This is a genomic window from Peteryoungia algae, assembly GCF_030369675.1.
Taxonomy (GTDB): Bacteria; Pseudomonadota; Alphaproteobacteria; order Rhizobiales; family Rhizobiaceae; genus Allorhizobium; species Allorhizobium algae.
This window is the reverse complement of sequence record NZ_CP128477.1, coordinates 4325165-4339537: the sequence shown is the minus strand read 5'-3', so window position 1 is coordinate 4339537 and position 14373 is coordinate 4325165. Positions and strand designations below refer to the sequence as shown.

Sequence of the window (14373 nt, the reverse complement as noted above, 5' to 3'; positions counted from 1 at the left end):
CTGCCTCGTCAGCCCACGTTGCCGATCTTGATGATGGTCACGACATAGAAAATCACGACCAGAGCTGCGAGCACGACGCCGAGGGCAATGTTGCGGCCACGGCGCGACTTGCGCTGCTTGTCGTTGAGTTGAACGGTTTCCATTACAGGGCACCTCCGAGCGAGCCGACAACCGGCGCGAGGTAGAAATCGACCATCAGGGCCGCGAATATCGCGAAAAGATAGAAGATCGAATAGGCGAAGAGCTTCTTGGCCGGCACCATCTTTTCGTCGCCGTCGGCCATACGCCAGACGGCGATGGAACAGTGCACGAAATAGGCGCCGAGCAGGCCGGCGAAGATGCCGTAGCCGATCGAGGCCAGACCCGTGAAGGTCGGCAGGACGCCAGTGATGGCGGTGAGAACGGCATAGACGGCGATCTGGCGCTTGGTCGAAGGGATGCCGGCAACATTGGGCATCATCGGCACGCCAACCGAACCGTAGTCTTTCATCTTGAACAGCGCGAGCGCCCAGAAATGCGCCGGCGTCCAGAGGAAGATGATCATGAACAGGATGACGCTGTCGAGGGATACGCCACCGGTGACGCAGGCCCAGCCGACCATGGGCGGGAAGGCGCCGGCCGCACCGCCGATGACGATGTTCTGCGGGGTCGAGCGCTTCAGCCACATCGTATAGACGACGGCGTAGAAGAAAATTGTGAAGGCGAGCAGGCCGGCGGCGAACCAGTTGACCGCCAGGCCGAGAATGCCGACCGAAAAGACCGAGAGCACCAGGCCGAAGGCGAGCGCCTCATGTGCTGTAATGCGGCCGGCCGGGACCGGGCGGTTCGCGGTACGGGTCATGATGGCGTCGATGTCGGCGTCGTACCACATGTTCAACGCGCCCGAGGCGCCGGCGCCGACTGCGATGCAGAGGATGGCAATGAAACCAAGGACCGGATTGATCTCGCCCGGCGCGAGCAGCAGGCCGGCCAGCGCCGTGAAGACGACGAGCGACATGACACGCGGCTTGAGAAGCGCGAAGAAATCGCGCGGACCGGCTTCGGAGAGGCGCACCTCACCTTCCATGCCGAAAACGTCGCGACTGTCGATAACCGTCATATTCTCGAATTCCGTCTTGCTTGCTGTTTTGTCAGGCGCCGCGATCCCGTCGACCGCGGCGCCCGAACTTTTCTCTCAGTGAGCCTTCCGGCTTACTTGACCTTCGGCAGTTGTTCCCACTGGTGGTACGGAGGCGGTGAAGACAGCTGCCATTCCAGCGTGGTCGCACCTTCGCCCCAGGGGTTGTCGCCGGCGACGCGCTTCTTGGCGAAGGCTTCGAAGACACCGTAGAGGAAGACGAAGACTGCGAAGGCCGAGATGTAGGAGCCGACCGACGAGACAAGGTTCCATCCGGCATAGGCATCCGGATAGTCGATGTAGCGGCGCGGCATGCCGGCAAGGCCGAGGAAGTGCTGCGGGAAGAACACCAGGTTGACGCCGATGAACATGATCCAGAAGTGCAGCTGTCCGACGAACTCGTTGTACATGTAGCCCGACATCTTCGGGAACCAGTAGTACCAGCCGGCAAAGATCGCGAAGACGGCGCCGAGCGACAGAACGTAGTGGAAGTGGGCCACGACGTAATAGGTGTCATGCAGCGAGCGGTCGAGACCGGCATTGGCGAGCTGAACGCCCGTCACGCCACCGACGGTGAACAGGAAGATGAAGCCGATCGCCCAGACCATCGGGGTCTTGAAGGTCAGCGAACCACCCCACATCGTCGCGATCCAGGAGAAGATCTTGATGCCGGTCGGCACCGCGATGACCATGGTTGCGAAGAGGAAGTAGCGCTGGGCGGAAAGCGACAGGCCGACCGTGTACATGTGGTGTGCCCAGACGACGAAGCCGACGGCACCGATGCCGACCATGGCATAGGCCATGCCGAGATAGCCGAAGACCGGCTTCTTCGAGAAGGTCGAGATGATGTGGCTGACGATGCCGAAACCGGGCAGGATCAGGATGTAGACTTCCGGGTGACCGAAGAACCAGAACAGGTGCTGGTAGAGGATCGGGTCACCGCCGCCTTCAGGCGAGAAGAAGGTCGTGCCGAAATTGCGGTCGGTCAGCAGCATGGTGATACCACCGGCGAGAACCGGAAGCGACAGCAGCAGCAGGAAGGCGGTAACCAGAACGGCCCAGGCGAAAAGCGGCATCTTGTGCAGCGTCATGCCGGGGGCACGCATGTTCAGGATCGTCGTGATGAAGTTGATCGCACCGAGGATCGAGGACGCACCGGAGACGTGGAGCGCGAAGATCGCAAGGTCGACTGCCGGGCCGGGCTGGCCTGAGGTCGCGAGCGGCGGATAGAGCGTCCAGCCACCACCGACACCGTAACCACCGGCCGGGCCTTCGACGAACATCGACAGCACGAGCAGGAGGAAGGCCGGAACGATCAGCCAGAAGGAGATGTTGTTGAGGCGCGGGAAGGCCATGTCAGGAGCGCCGATCATGATCGGGATCATCCAGTTGGCAAAACCGCCGATCAGCGCGGGCATGACCATGAAGAAGATCATGATCAGGGCGTGCGCCGTGGTGAAGACGTTGTACATGTGCTTGCCGCCGTCGATGGCAGCATCACCTTCAAAGCCGTAGACCATCGAAGCCAGACCATGGAAGATCTGGATGCCCGGTTCCTGCAGCTCCATGCGCATGGCAACCGAAAGGGCGCCGCCCACGATGCCAGCCATGATCGCGAAGATCAGGTAGAGCGTGCCGATGTCCTTGTGGTTGGTCGACAGGAACCAGCGGGAAAAGAAGCCCGGCTTATGGTCGTGATGTGCGCCATGCGCATGTTCGTCGTGGGCAACAGAGCCAGCCATTGACCTCACTCCTCTCAGTTCGTGATGTTTTCAGCTGTCTGGACGGCGGCGGGAGCGCCGTCGACAGAAGCCATGAGAGCGCGATTGGCGCCGGACAGATCGGAGGTCGCAGCCTGCAGCCAGGTCGCATACTGCTCGTCGGAGACCACACGGATCGCGATCGGCATATAGGCGTGGTCCTTGCCACACAGCTCGGAACACTGACCGTAGTAGAGACCTTCGCGGTCCGCCTGGAACCAGGTTTCGTTCAGCCGGCCCGGGATCGCGTCGATCTTGATACCGAAGGCGGGCATGGCGAAGGCATGGATCACGTCGGTCGGTGCAGCCGTGACCAGCATGCGCACGGTCTTGCCGACGGGCACGACGACTTCGTTGTCCACAGTCAGCAGACGCGGATAGCGCGCGACGTCTTCCTTGCCGGCAGAGGCGCGGTCGGCGTCCTTCAGCAGGTAGCTGTCGAAGGAGACAGCCTGCTCGCCTTCATACTCATAAGACCAGAGCCACTGGGTGGCCGTCGCCTTGATGGTGATATCAGGATTTTCCGGCATCTTCAGCTGATAGGTCAGCAGGTTGAAGGACGGGATCGCGATGGCGAAGAGGATGAGGACCGGAGCAACCGTCCAGACGATCTCGATCGCCGTGTTGTGGCTCGTCTTCGACGGCACTGGATTGGCGGCCGCGCGGAACTTCACGACCACGAGGATCAGAAGAATCAGAACAAAAATGGTGATCGGAACGATGAACCAAAGTGTGTACTGCTCGAACCAGCTGTTGAACTCCATGATGGAGGTGGCTGGTTCCTGCATACCCATCTGCCAGGGCTTCGGCTGATCGGCGAAGCCTACAGAAGCGAAAAGCAGACAGGCCATAGCGGCCAATGCTGCATAGGTTCTCTTCATCACGGTTTGGTCTCCCACAAGCGCTTGATCCACATCAAACCATAGCGCAAAAATCATGCTAGTGTCGCCGTTTCAAATCACAGATTGGCCGTAATCGCAATACGCCCGCGCGAAAGCCGGTGCGGCATTTTTGCGCTTCATCAAATACATGCACCGAGATGCACAGGCTTTTCCCCGATGAGGCCGAAACGGGCGCATGATTGCACCGCCACTCGAGAATTGCGGTCCCAATTATGCCGCAGTCGGCCTTAAAACAGGCGTCGGGGCTTCCCATTTGCGCACCCCGGCGACAAGAATGTCGGCAATGATTCGTTTTCCAGAGGTTTTCATGGATCTGCCTAGACTTGCCTGGTCCAGCCTGACCGCGAGCGCCGTTCTGATCGCCGCTCTCGCGACACCGGCACTGGGCCAGCAATCCCAACAACAGCCGGGCTCGGTCCGCTCCAATCATGGTGCGTGGTCGGTCATCTGCGACAAGCCGGCCGGCGCGTCCGAAGAGCAGTGCGCGCTGATGCAGAACGTCATCGCCGACGACAGGCCGGAAGTCGGACTTTCCGTCGTCGTCCTGAAGACCGCCGACCGGCAGGCACGCATTCTGCGGATCCTGGCCCCGCTCGGTGTGCTCCTGAAGGATGGAATGGAGCTGTTCGTCGACGGCAACAATATCGGCCGCGCCTATTTCACCCGCTGTTTCTCCGAAGGCTGCTATGTCGAAGTCGAAATCGACGAAGAGCTGATGAAGATCCTGCGGGCGGGCAAGGCCGCGGTGTTTGCGCTGCGCGAATCCGCCGATCAGGACCGCGTCGGCATTCCGATCGAACTCGCAGGTTTCGGCGAAGGTTACGACACGCTGCCGTGATCGGCCGGTCGCCGGATCGTGATGATGTTATAGATAGGGGGTGAGTCCGGCGGGCTTGCCCCTTTTTCGTTGCGCGCCTACATGCAAGAGCCAGTGCCCAAGGAGACATGCATGACCCAGGACCTTCTCTCCCTCTTCGACTGCGACGAAGCTACGCTGACGCGGCGCGTCGCGGATGCGCTTGATGGTGCGGATGACGGGGAGCTCTTCGTCGAGCACGCCCAGGCGGAATCGCTGACCTTCGACAATGGTCGCCTTAAGGGAGGCTCCTTCAACACGGACCAGGGCTTCGGGCTTCGTGCCGTGGCCGGTGAGGCAGTCGGCTATGCCCATGCCGGCGAATTGTCGCTGTCCGCCCTCTCCCGTGCAGCGGATGCCGTCGGTGCCGTGACCCATGGCCATTCCGGCTCCTATGCCGCAGCACCGCAGCGGACGAATTCCAAGCTCTATGGCGATGGCAATCCGATCGGCTCGCCCAGTTTCGAGGAGAAGGTGAAGCTGCTTTCGGAGATCGATGCCTATCTGCGCGACAAGGATCCCAAGGTACGCCAGGTGACGGCAACGGTTGGTGCAAGCTGGCAGGTAGTAGAGATTCTGCGCGCCGACGGACACCGGGTGCGCGACATCAGGCCGATGACCCGCATCAACATCTCCGTCATCACCGGTGAGGGCGACCGGCAGGAAAGCGGTTCCTTCGGGGTCGGCGGCCGCATGGGCTTCAATGATTTCCTGACGCAAGAGAGCTGGCAGCGCGGGGCCGACGAGGCGCTGCGCCAGGCACTGGTCAATCTCGAAGCCCAGGAAGCGCCTGCCGGCACGATGGACATCGTGCTCGGCAATGGCTGGCCGGGCGTCATGCTGCACGAGGCCGTCGGGCACGGACTGGAAGGCGACTTCAACCGCAAGAGGACCTCCGCCTTTGCCGGGTTGTTGGGCGAGATGGTGGCAGCCCCCGGCGTTACCGTCGTCGACGACGGTACGATCAACGACCGGCGCGGTTCGATCACCATCGACGACGAAGGCACGCCATCGGCCTATAACGTGCTGATCGAAAACGGAAAGCTGGTCGGTTACATGCAGGACCGGCAGAACGCGCGCTTGATGGGCATGAAGGCGACCGGCAATGGCCGCCGCCAGGGATATGCCCACCAGCCGATGCCGCGCATGACCAACACCTACATGCTCTCGGGCGACAAGAGCCCGGAAGAGATCATCTCCTCGGTGAAAAAGGGCATCTACGCCGTCTCCTTCGGGGGCGGCCAAGTGGACATTACATCGGGCAAATTCGTCTTCGGCTGCACCGAGGCCTATCTCATCGAGAACGGCCGTATCGGCGCTCCGGTCAAGGGCGCCATGCTGATCGGCAACGGGCCGGACGCGATGCGCCGGATTTCGATGGTCGGCAATGACTCGAAGCTCGACACCGGCATCGGCAATTGCGGCAAGGCCGGCCAGTGGGTGCCGGTCGGCGTCGGCCAGCCGCATCTGCGGATGGACCAGATCACGGTGGGCGGCACCAAGGCCTGAGGGCGAACGCGCTCGTCCCGGGAGACGCCGTCGGCGACTGGCGGACGAGCCGTGGCTTTTGATCGGTTTCGATATCGCCTACGAGCGGCCCTTCGGGCGCGGACTAAACCTGTGCCGAGGGTCGATGACGTCCCGAGCCGCCTCGCGGCGGCGGGTGTGGTGCTCAATCTGCTGCTGGAAGAGAAATGGTATCGCCGCTGCGATCAAGAGGTCGGCAACCGGCAATTCGTGGTAGCGGATCCGGATGGGTAACTGCGGAGGCTGTTCGAGGAACTCGGTCGGCGGGATATTGCGCCTGTCCTGCGACGCAATTGATTACCCGCGCGCCGGCATCAGCACGCAGTCATAGCGCTGGCGCACGAGCTTGTCGCAGGCGGCGCGGGCTTCTTCCTTGGTCTCGAAACCGGTGAAGCGGGCGCGGTAGAAGGTGGTGCCATTGCGGGTGACCATTTCGGTATAGGTGTCGAGATCCTGCAACGGGCTGCCGACCTTCTGTCGGGCCTGCGAGAGAAGATCCATGGCGGCCTGGGCCGACGTGGCGGCGGCGATCTGGATCTGCCAGTGGCGTTTGGCAGAAATCTGAGGCGCGCTCGCCGTATGCTGGGGATCGACCGGGGCGAAGCGGGTTGCGGGGTTGGCGACCAGTTCTGCGGAGGAAACCGTCGATGCCGCATAGGCCGATGCGGTGCCGGGCGTCGACACGCCGGTGGCGCCGGCCATGCCCTGTACGGCCGCAAGTGCGGACTGGCGCGAGGCCGGAACCGGGACCTCGTCGCCGAGGCGGGCCAGATCCATCTGCACGCCGGTGGAGCGCGAGACCAGCAATTGATGGCCGGACGAGGCCTTCTTGATATTGGCGTCGATCAGACGCTCCATGATCTTGTCGCGGCTTGCTGCCGTGCGGCCACCCAGGACTACGCCGATCACCCGACGGCCATCATGTTCGACAGCGCTGACGAGGTTGAAGCCCGAGGCATTGGTATAGCCCGTCTTGATGCCGTCCATGCCCTTGTAGCGATACATGAGGTTGTTGTGGCCGGTGATCGTCTTGCCGCGGAACTTGAAGCTCTTCGTCGCGAAAAGCGCGTAGTCCTCCGGAAAGTCCCGCATGAGGGCGACACCGAGGGTCGACATGTCGCGGGCCGTGGTGAACTGCTGGTCATGCGGGAGGCCAGACGCGTTGAAGAAGGTGGTGTTCATCATGCCGAGCGCGCGGGCCTTGCGCGTCATCAGGGCTGCAAAACCGTCTTCGCTGCCACCGATCTTCTCGCCCACTGCGGCTGCCGCATCATTGGCCGACTTGACGATCATGGCGAGCACGGCTTCACGCACCGTGATCGAATCGCCCGCCTTGACGAACAGCTTGGTCGGCGGGCGAGAGGCGGCATGTTTCGAAAAGGGAACCGGGCTGTCCCAGCTGAGCTTGCCGGCCTTGATCGCGTCCAGGACCATATAGACCGACATCATCTTGGTCAGCGATGCCGGATGATTGAGTTCGTCGGGGTTTTCGGATGCCAGAACCTCGCCGGTTCGGGCATCGAGGAGAAGCTGGGCACTGCCGGCATGGGCTGTTGTCGACAGGGAGAGGATCGCAACGCAAAACGATAACGCGATCAGCAACTTGCTCATGAAAACTCCAATGCGGCCCGGATTTCAATGCTGACAGGGGCTGGCGCAATTCGATCGATCCGCCGTCCTGAGCCCGAGCCCCTATGGCATGAATGGGGCGACAATCAGCCGATCGGAATCAAATGCAACCATCAGTCCACAGAAGGTCGCCCGATTATGGTGAAGGCGAGGTTAATTCACGGGGCAAAAGCTCGCAGTGTCCCCTTCCCCGCCCGCCGGAATGCCTGGCCAGAACCGCCAGTCTAATGCGCGGGCGGCGACTGCGATCGTCAGATCAAATTTTTGCGGCGCCATGGCTTTACCTCAACTTCGGTTGAGGTTGTAGCGTGAACGGAAATCGCATTTTATCCGCATCCCGCAGAAAGAGTTCCTTCATGACCGATATCGCGACCGAGAGCCTCGCCGTCACGCCCGCAATTGCCGCAGACGGCACGGGGGGCGTAGATTCGGCGGCCGTGGACGCCGGAGGCTGGCTCGATCTTTTGCAGCCCGCCCATCTCGCCACGACCCTGATGCTCAGCATGGGGGTGGCGCTCTTCGCGTTCAACGGCTTCTTCGTCTCGACGGTCCTGCCGAGCGCGATCGCGGAGATCGGCGGCGGCCACCTTATCGCCTGGTCGGTTTCGCTCTATCTGATCGGCTCGATCATCGCCGGGGTGACGGCTGCCCAGCTGAAGCAGCGCTTCGGCGCGCGCCTTGTGCTGGTCGTGGCGACGCTCCTCTTCATCGCCGGCACGGTCGTTGCCGCCATGGCGACATCGATGGAGCAGGTGCTCCTGGGGCGCGTCGGACAGGGGCTTGGTGAAGGCGTCGTTGCGGCGATCTGCTATGCGCTGATCCCGGCACTCTTTCCTGCCAGGCTGGTGCCCAAGGTTTTCGGCGTGGAGGCGCTGGTCTGGACCTGCGCCTCCTTCGGCGGACCATTTGCGGCCGGCTGGATGGCCGAGAGCTTCTCCTGGCGTATGGCCTTCCTGATCAATGTGCCCTTCGGTCTGCTGTTCATCCTGCTTGCCCTCTTTACGGCAACGCGGCGCGAAAGGGTTTTCGAGGGTTCGAGCATACCGGTTTCGCCGCTCGTCCTATTGTCGCTCGGCATGCTGATGGTGCTGTCCTCGGGCGTCGTTGGACAGGCCCCGATATCAGCGGCGCTTGTGTTGCTCGGCCTTGCCCTGCTCGGCTTCAGTGTGGTCAAGGACCGGGCGTCCGCGTCCAGCCTGATGCCGCACAGCGCCTTTGGCTTCCATTCCACCGTCGGCACCGGCCTCTGGCTGGTGCTGCTGATGCCGGTCGCCCAGGCGACAAGCAGCGTCTACTTCGTCTTCGGCCTGCAACACGGTTTCGGCTTCGGCCCGATGGCGGCCGGCGGCCTGGGGGCTGTCATGGCGATGAGCTGGAGCCTCGTCGCCGTCCTGATCGCCCATATCGGGGCGGGGTCGGCGCGGCGGCGGGCGATCGAGGCGGGTCCCGCGCTGCAATGCGGCGGGATGATCCTCGTGGCACTCGGATTTCATCAGGGATCGCTGGCGCTCCTGATTGCCGGGCAGGTCGTGGTGGGTGCGGCTTTCGGCGCAAGCTGGGCGTTCCTCAGCCAGATGCTGATGGAGGCGAGCGTGGCGGAGGAGCGCGACAAGACTTCGGGGTTGATCCCGACGCTGCAATCGGCAGGTTTTGCGATCGGGGCAGCCTTTGCCGGACTGGCCGGCAACAGCATCGGCCTGGCGGAGACATCAAGCAACGAGGCGACCAACTCCGCATTTGCCGCGACCTTCCTGATCCCGGTGCTGTGGACAGTCCCGGCTGTGCTGCTTGCCAGGCGCTCCACCCGGCTTGCCAGGGAGGTTTCGCGGCTTTCCGCATAAATTGAGGTGAAGTGTTGAACCTCGCTTAAGGGTTCGGGGCTAGCCTTCCGGCCATTGTGACGAATGGAATTTCAGGCAGGCTATGGCGGTGCGGATCAAACAGAGGCTGAAACGGACGGTGATCAGCGCCGGGCTGGAGGCATCCTTCCTCCTGTCGCGGCTCGGGCTGGCCGGCGGCCTGAAAGGGCGTGGCGTAATCTTCACGCTGCATCATGTTCGACCGGAAAACGCAGCCGATTTCGATCCAAACCGGCATCTGGCCATCACCCCCGAATTTCTCGATGCGGCGATCCGGACGCTTGCCAAGCGTGGCTATCGCTTCCTGCGACTGGAAGACGTACCGGCAGCCCTTGCCGAACCGGAGGGTTCGGCGCCGTTCGCAGTCTTCACGCTGGATGACGGCTTCCGCAACAATCGCGACCATGCCTTGCCCGTCTTCGAGCGTCATGGCGTTCCCTTCACCATATTCGTCTGCAAGGGACTTTCGGAGCGCAGCCACAGCATGTGGTGGGAGACACTGGCGGCTCTCATTGCGGCCCGGAGCCGCGTGGCGCTTTGCCTGCCGGCTGACAGGATCGACATGGATTGCGGCACCACACGCGCCAAGACCGAAGCTTTCGAGGCCGTGGCGCGTTGTCTGATGGCCGGAGACGAGGCCAAAAGCATCGCGCAACTCGACATGGCGGCCAATGCCGCAGGCATCAATCCGCATGCGCTGGTCTCCGAAGCCGTCATGGATCGCGACGAACTGACGGCGCTCGCCCGCCATCCGCTTGTCTCCTACGGCGCCCACACGGTCAGCCACCGTGGCCTTGCCGACCTGAACAACGACGAATTGCTGCAGGAATATAGCGAGAGCGCCGATTATGTGGCCCAGATCACCGGCAACCGTCCGGTGGTCTTCGCCTATCCCTATGGCGACGCCCGCAGCGCCACGATCCGCACGGCAGGTTATGCCGACTGGGCGGGCTTCAAGCTCTCGGTGACGACGCGGCCGGGCACGCTGACACCGGCCTCGCTGCAGACGCCGCAGCTCCTGCCCCGGATCTCCCTCAACGGCCTCTACCAGAAGCGTCGCTATGTGGAGGCACTTGCCTCCGGCCTGCCGTCAAGGCTTGCCGGCGGCTGAGCCCCCTGCCCGATCAGGGATACATCCGAAGCTTCGACCAGCCCTCCCCGTCACGCCGAAACTCGATGCGGTCGTGCAGCCGGAACTTGCGGTCGTGCCAGAACTCGATCGAGCGCGGCATGATGCGGAAGCCCGACCAATGCGGCGGACGGGGCACGTTTCCGAGCGCATATTTCGCGGTATATTCGGCGACCGCCTTTTCCAGCGCAAAGCGCCCTTCGAGCGGGCGGGACTGTTTCGACGCCCAGGCGCCGATCCGGCTGCCGAGCGGGCGGGACTGGTAATATTCGTCGGCCTCGGCATCGGAAACGACCTCGACATCCCCCCTCAGACGGATCTGCCGGCGCAGCGATTTCCAGTGAAAACACATGGCCGCCTTTTTCTGGCCGAGAATTTCCTGTCCCTTCTGGCTCTCGAAATTCGTATAGAACACAAAGCCTCTGACATCGAACCCCTTGAGCAGCACCATACGCACATTCGGCAGGCCATCCGCATCCACGGTGGCCAGCGCCACCGCATTGGGATCATTGATCTCCGAGGCTTCGGCATCCTTCAGCCATGTGGCGAAAAGGGCAAAGGGTTCGCTCTCTTCGGTGAAGTCACCAGTTGTTAACCCGATATCTGACATATTGTGTAAAATGCTCCCGATATGCATATTGGCCGCCGATGACGAAGCACTGGATCGTAGGCCCCTTGGAAGACATAGCAAAGTCGGTCGAGCGTACAAAGGGTTGGTGCATGCGTAGAAGCTCGATCTTGCTGGTCATCGCTGCGACACTTCCGCTCAGTGGATGCTTCGGCTCAAGCATGGACCTGTTCGGTTCCGACACCGTCGACAATTCGATCTCCACCGCAACCGTCAGCAAGGCCGGCAATCCGACCAGTCACTCCGACGAGTTGACCGTGCAGAGCGCCGTTTCTTCGGCCGACCTTTCCAAGACCGATGGCAAGCCCCTTCCCTGGGCCAATGCGACGACCGGCAGCGCCGGCGTCGTGACGGCGATCCAGGAGGAGAAGGGCAATGGCGTGATCTGCCGCAACTTCTCGACCACACGCCATTCATACGAAGGCATCGCCTATTTCTCGGGCAAGACCTGCACGGCGGGAACCGGCAACTGGCAGCTGATGAATTTCGACCGCCAATCGTAAATGCGGGGCCGATTTCGGTCGCATTCGAAAGATTTGCTTAAGCAAACTCGAAGAAATAGGCCTTCGCGCCACCCCAATACGTAACGTTCGATTAGCAGTTCCTGTGCGACCCTTCCCGAGATTGCAGCTCCCGGCCTCGCATGAATGCGGCCGGATGACAAAAATTTTCGCGGACGGGGCGCCATGAGCAGGCCTTGCCGCATGAGGTGTGTTGGTGTCCTCGATGCGTGATTTCTATTCGATTCTCGGCGTTAAGCGCGATGCCGGCGCTGACGAAATCAAATCGGCCTGGCGCACGAAGGCAAAATCCGTGCATCCGGACCAGAACCGGGACGACCCGCACGCGCATAACCGTTTTGCGGAAATCGGCCGCGCCTATGAAGTGCTGAAGGACCCGGCCAAGCGAAGCCGGTATGACCAACAACGCATGAAGGTCGAAGCCTTGGAACGCGAACAGACGATCATGCAGCAGCGCAATGCGGCGCGCGAGGCCGCGGAAAAGGCAAAGCAGGCCAGGGCGAATGCCGAACGCGTGCTTGAGGAACTGGCGCGGGCCGAAGCCGAGAAGGCCAAGGCAGATGCCGCCCAGGCGGCCAAGATGAAGGCAGCCCAGCAGCAGACCGCTGAAGCCAAGCCCCAGCAACAGGCGGGCGCGAAGGCGGAGACCGCAACGGCTGATGCTGGCGACAAGCCCGCCTCCGCCGGAAGCGCTGCGGGATCGGCTGCCTCTGCCGGTGGCACCGCATCGGCAAAGCCCGAGGGGCCCGAAGAGACCGTCTCGCGCATCTTCGGCGACAGCCCGGAGGCTGCGGCCGCCGCGGAAAACCTCCGGCGCGAGAAGGAAGCCGCCGATCTGGCAGAGGGCATCCCACTCAAGCCGGCCGCCTCGCCACTGCTCGCCCCGATCGAACTTTTCAGCTCGCTGGTCCGGCGCCTGCGCGGCGCCCCCCCCGCCCTGCCGGAAAAAGCCCCCGACATCTTTGCAGAGGCCGTGGCCACGATTGCCGACCTCCTCGAGCAGAAATCCGTGTCGCTGATGCTGAACGATGGACGCGAAGTTCGCGTGCCGCTCGAAGGCGTGACGGAAGGCCATGTCGTGCGCCTGAAGGCCCAGGGCCTGAAGTTCCAGGGATTGCAGCGTGGCGACGTGCTCGTGACCGTCCGCGTGCTCAAGGCCGAACGGTTTATCGTCGACCAATTCGACCTTCGCACCGTCCTGCCAATCACGCTTGAAAACGCCGTCCTCGGCTGCGAGACGCAGATCGAAGGACCTGACGGCACTATGGTGCAGCTCACTGTGCCGGCCTGGTCGAACTCCGATCAGGTGATCCGCATCGATGAGCTCGGCCTGCCGAACAGCGAAGGCGGACGCGGCGCACTCGTCGTCGAGCTTCGCGTCATGCTGTGGGAAAAGCCGGACGAAAAGGTAACGGACCTCATGCGCCTGATGCGCGAGGGGCTGTACATCTAGCCGGGTTCTCGATTGCCTCGACCAGGGCTTTTGCGCCTGACATGCGAGGCATTTCCAACGACATGGCGATTGTCGAGGGACCGACCGACGGATGTCGGGCTGCAATCTTGAACCATGGAACAGCCTATGCCATAGGCTCGTCCAACGAAAGTCTCAAAGGATCCCGATATGGTTCAAGGTTCCGGCCTCATGGCAGGCAAGCGCGGCGTCATCATGGGTGTCGCCAATAACCGCTCGATCGCGTGGGGTATTGCGAAGGCCTGTCGCGACCAGGGCGCCGAGATTGCGCTGACCTGGCAGGGTGACGCTCTGAAGAAGCGTGTAGAGCCGTTGGCAAAAGAGCTCGATGCCTTCCTCGCCGGCGATTGCGACGTGACCAACCTCGAGAGCATCGACGCCGTCTTTACCAATATCGAGGCTCACTGGGGCAAAATCGACTTCGTCGTGCATGCCATCGCCTTTTCCGACAAGGACGAGTTGACCGGCCGCTATATCGAGACGAGCCGCGACAACTTCGCCCGTACCATGGACATCTCCGTCTATTCGTTCACGGCCGTTGCCGCCCGCGCCGAGAAGATCATGAACGATGGCGGCTCGCTTTTGACGCTGACATATTATGGTGCCGAGAAGGTCATGCCGCATTACAACGTCATGGGTGTCGCCAAGGCCGCGCTCGAGGCATCCGTGCGGTATCTCGCCGTCGACATGGGCGGGCGCGGGATCCGCGTCAATGCGATTTCGGCCGGCCCGATCAAGACGCTCGCGGCTTCCGGCATCGGCGACTTCCGCTATATCCTCAAGTGGAACGAGTATCACTCGCCGCTGAAGCGCAATGTGACGACCGACGAGGTCGGCACCTCGGGCATGTATCTGCTGTCGGACCTGTCTACCGGCGTCTCGGGCGAAGTGCATCACGTCGATTGCGGCTATCACACCGTCGGCATGAAGTCGGTGGATGCGCCCGACATCGTCCTCGGCAAGGACTGACACCG

General features: G+C 62.2%; 13 protein-coding genes. 7 read left to right on the top strand and 6 right to left on the bottom strand.

Features of this window, described 5'->3' with window-relative positions; all coding sequences use genetic code 11:
* Positions 1-8: 8 nt before the first annotated feature.
* From QTL56_RS20585 to coxB, 4 genes are all read right to left on the bottom strand, one after another.
* Positions 9-143: a cytochrome c oxidase system small membrane protein gene (locus tag QTL56_RS20585; protein WP_102019657.1), complete on the bottom strand. Its 135-nt coding sequence runs from the start codon at positions 141-143 to the stop codon at positions 9-11.
* Positions 143-1099: a heme o synthase gene (locus QTL56_RS20580; protein WP_245135261.1), complete on the bottom strand. Its 957-nt coding sequence runs from the start codon at positions 1097-1099 to the stop codon at positions 143-145. The genes QTL56_RS20585 and QTL56_RS20580 overlap by 1 nt, the downstream gene beginning before the upstream one ends.
* 92 nt (positions 1100-1191) lie before the next feature.
* The gene (gene ctaD / locus QTL56_RS20575) at positions 1192-2859 is read right to left on the bottom strand and encodes a cytochrome c oxidase subunit I (protein WP_229572759.1); all 1668 of its coding nucleotides are present in this window, start codon (positions 2857-2859) and stop codon (positions 1192-1194) included.
* 14 nt (positions 2860-2873) lie between these two features.
* Positions 2874-3758, bottom strand: coding sequence for a cytochrome c oxidase subunit II (gene coxB, locus QTL56_RS20570; RefSeq protein WP_245135515.1), 885 nt, complete (start codon positions 3756-3758; stop codon positions 2874-2876).
* A gap of 328 nt (positions 3759-4086) precedes the next feature.
* On the opposite strand from coxB, the gene QTL56_RS20565 reads away from it, so the two are divergent.
* Complete coding sequence (locus tag QTL56_RS20565; protein ID WP_229572760.1) at positions 4087-4617, top strand: invasion associated locus B family protein; 531 nt, start codon at positions 4087-4089, stop codon at positions 4615-4617.
* A gap of 111 nt (positions 4618-4728) precedes the next feature.
* Positions 4729-6144, top strand: a complete 1416-nt coding sequence (gene tldD / locus QTL56_RS20560; RefSeq protein WP_245135260.1) for a metalloprotease TldD — start codon at positions 4729-4731, stop codon at positions 6142-6144.
* 315 nt (positions 6145-6459) lie between these two features.
* On the opposite strand, the gene QTL56_RS20555 is transcribed toward tldD, so the two are convergent.
* Positions 6460-7773, bottom strand: a complete 1314-nt coding sequence (locus tag QTL56_RS20555) for an SPOR domain-containing protein (protein ID WP_245135258.1) — start codon at positions 7771-7773, stop codon at positions 6460-6462.
* Between the two features lie 374 nt (positions 7774-8147).
* On the opposite strand from QTL56_RS20555, the gene QTL56_RS20550 reads away from it, so the two are divergent.
* Both QTL56_RS20550 and QTL56_RS20545 read left to right on the top strand, forming a co-directional pair.
* Positions 8148-9632, top strand: coding sequence for an MFS transporter (locus tag QTL56_RS20550; protein WP_245135256.1), 1485 nt, complete (start codon positions 8148-8150; stop codon positions 9630-9632).
* An 82-nt stretch (positions 9633-9714) separates the two neighbouring features.
* The gene (locus QTL56_RS20545; RefSeq protein ID WP_245135254.1) at positions 9715-10761 is read left to right on the top strand and encodes a polysaccharide deacetylase family protein; all 1047 of its coding nucleotides are present in this window, start codon (positions 9715-9717) and stop codon (positions 10759-10761) included.
* A gap of 13 nt (positions 10762-10774) precedes the next feature.
* Here QTL56_RS20545 and pdxH read toward each other — a convergent pair whose 3' ends face one another.
* On the bottom strand, positions 10775-11389 hold the full coding sequence (gene pdxH / locus QTL56_RS20540; RefSeq protein WP_245135252.1) for a pyridoxamine 5'-phosphate oxidase: 615 nt from the start codon (positions 11387-11389) through the stop codon (positions 10775-10777).
* Between the two features lie 65 nt (positions 11390-11454).
* Here pdxH and QTL56_RS20535 point away from each other — a divergent pair, with 65 nt between their 5' ends.
* From QTL56_RS20535 to fabI, 3 genes are all read left to right on the top strand, one after another.
* Positions 11455-11910 carry an RT0821/Lpp0805 family surface protein gene (locus tag QTL56_RS20535; RefSeq protein WP_370660313.1) on the top strand — a complete coding sequence of 152 codons (456 nt, stop codon included), beginning with the start codon at positions 11455-11457 and terminating at the stop codon, positions 11908-11910.
* 223 nt (positions 11911-12133) lie between these two features.
* Positions 12134-13381 carry a DnaJ domain-containing protein gene (locus tag QTL56_RS20530; protein ID WP_229572767.1) on the top strand — a complete coding sequence of 416 codons (1248 nt, stop codon included), beginning with the start codon at positions 12134-12136 and terminating at the stop codon, positions 13379-13381.
* Positions 13382-13549: 168 nt separating this feature from the next.
* The gene (gene fabI, locus QTL56_RS20525) at positions 13550-14368 is read left to right on the top strand and encodes an enoyl-ACP reductase FabI (protein ID WP_229572768.1); all 819 of its coding nucleotides are present in this window, start codon (positions 13550-13552) and stop codon (positions 14366-14368) included.
* Positions 14369-14373: the final 5 nt, after the last annotated feature.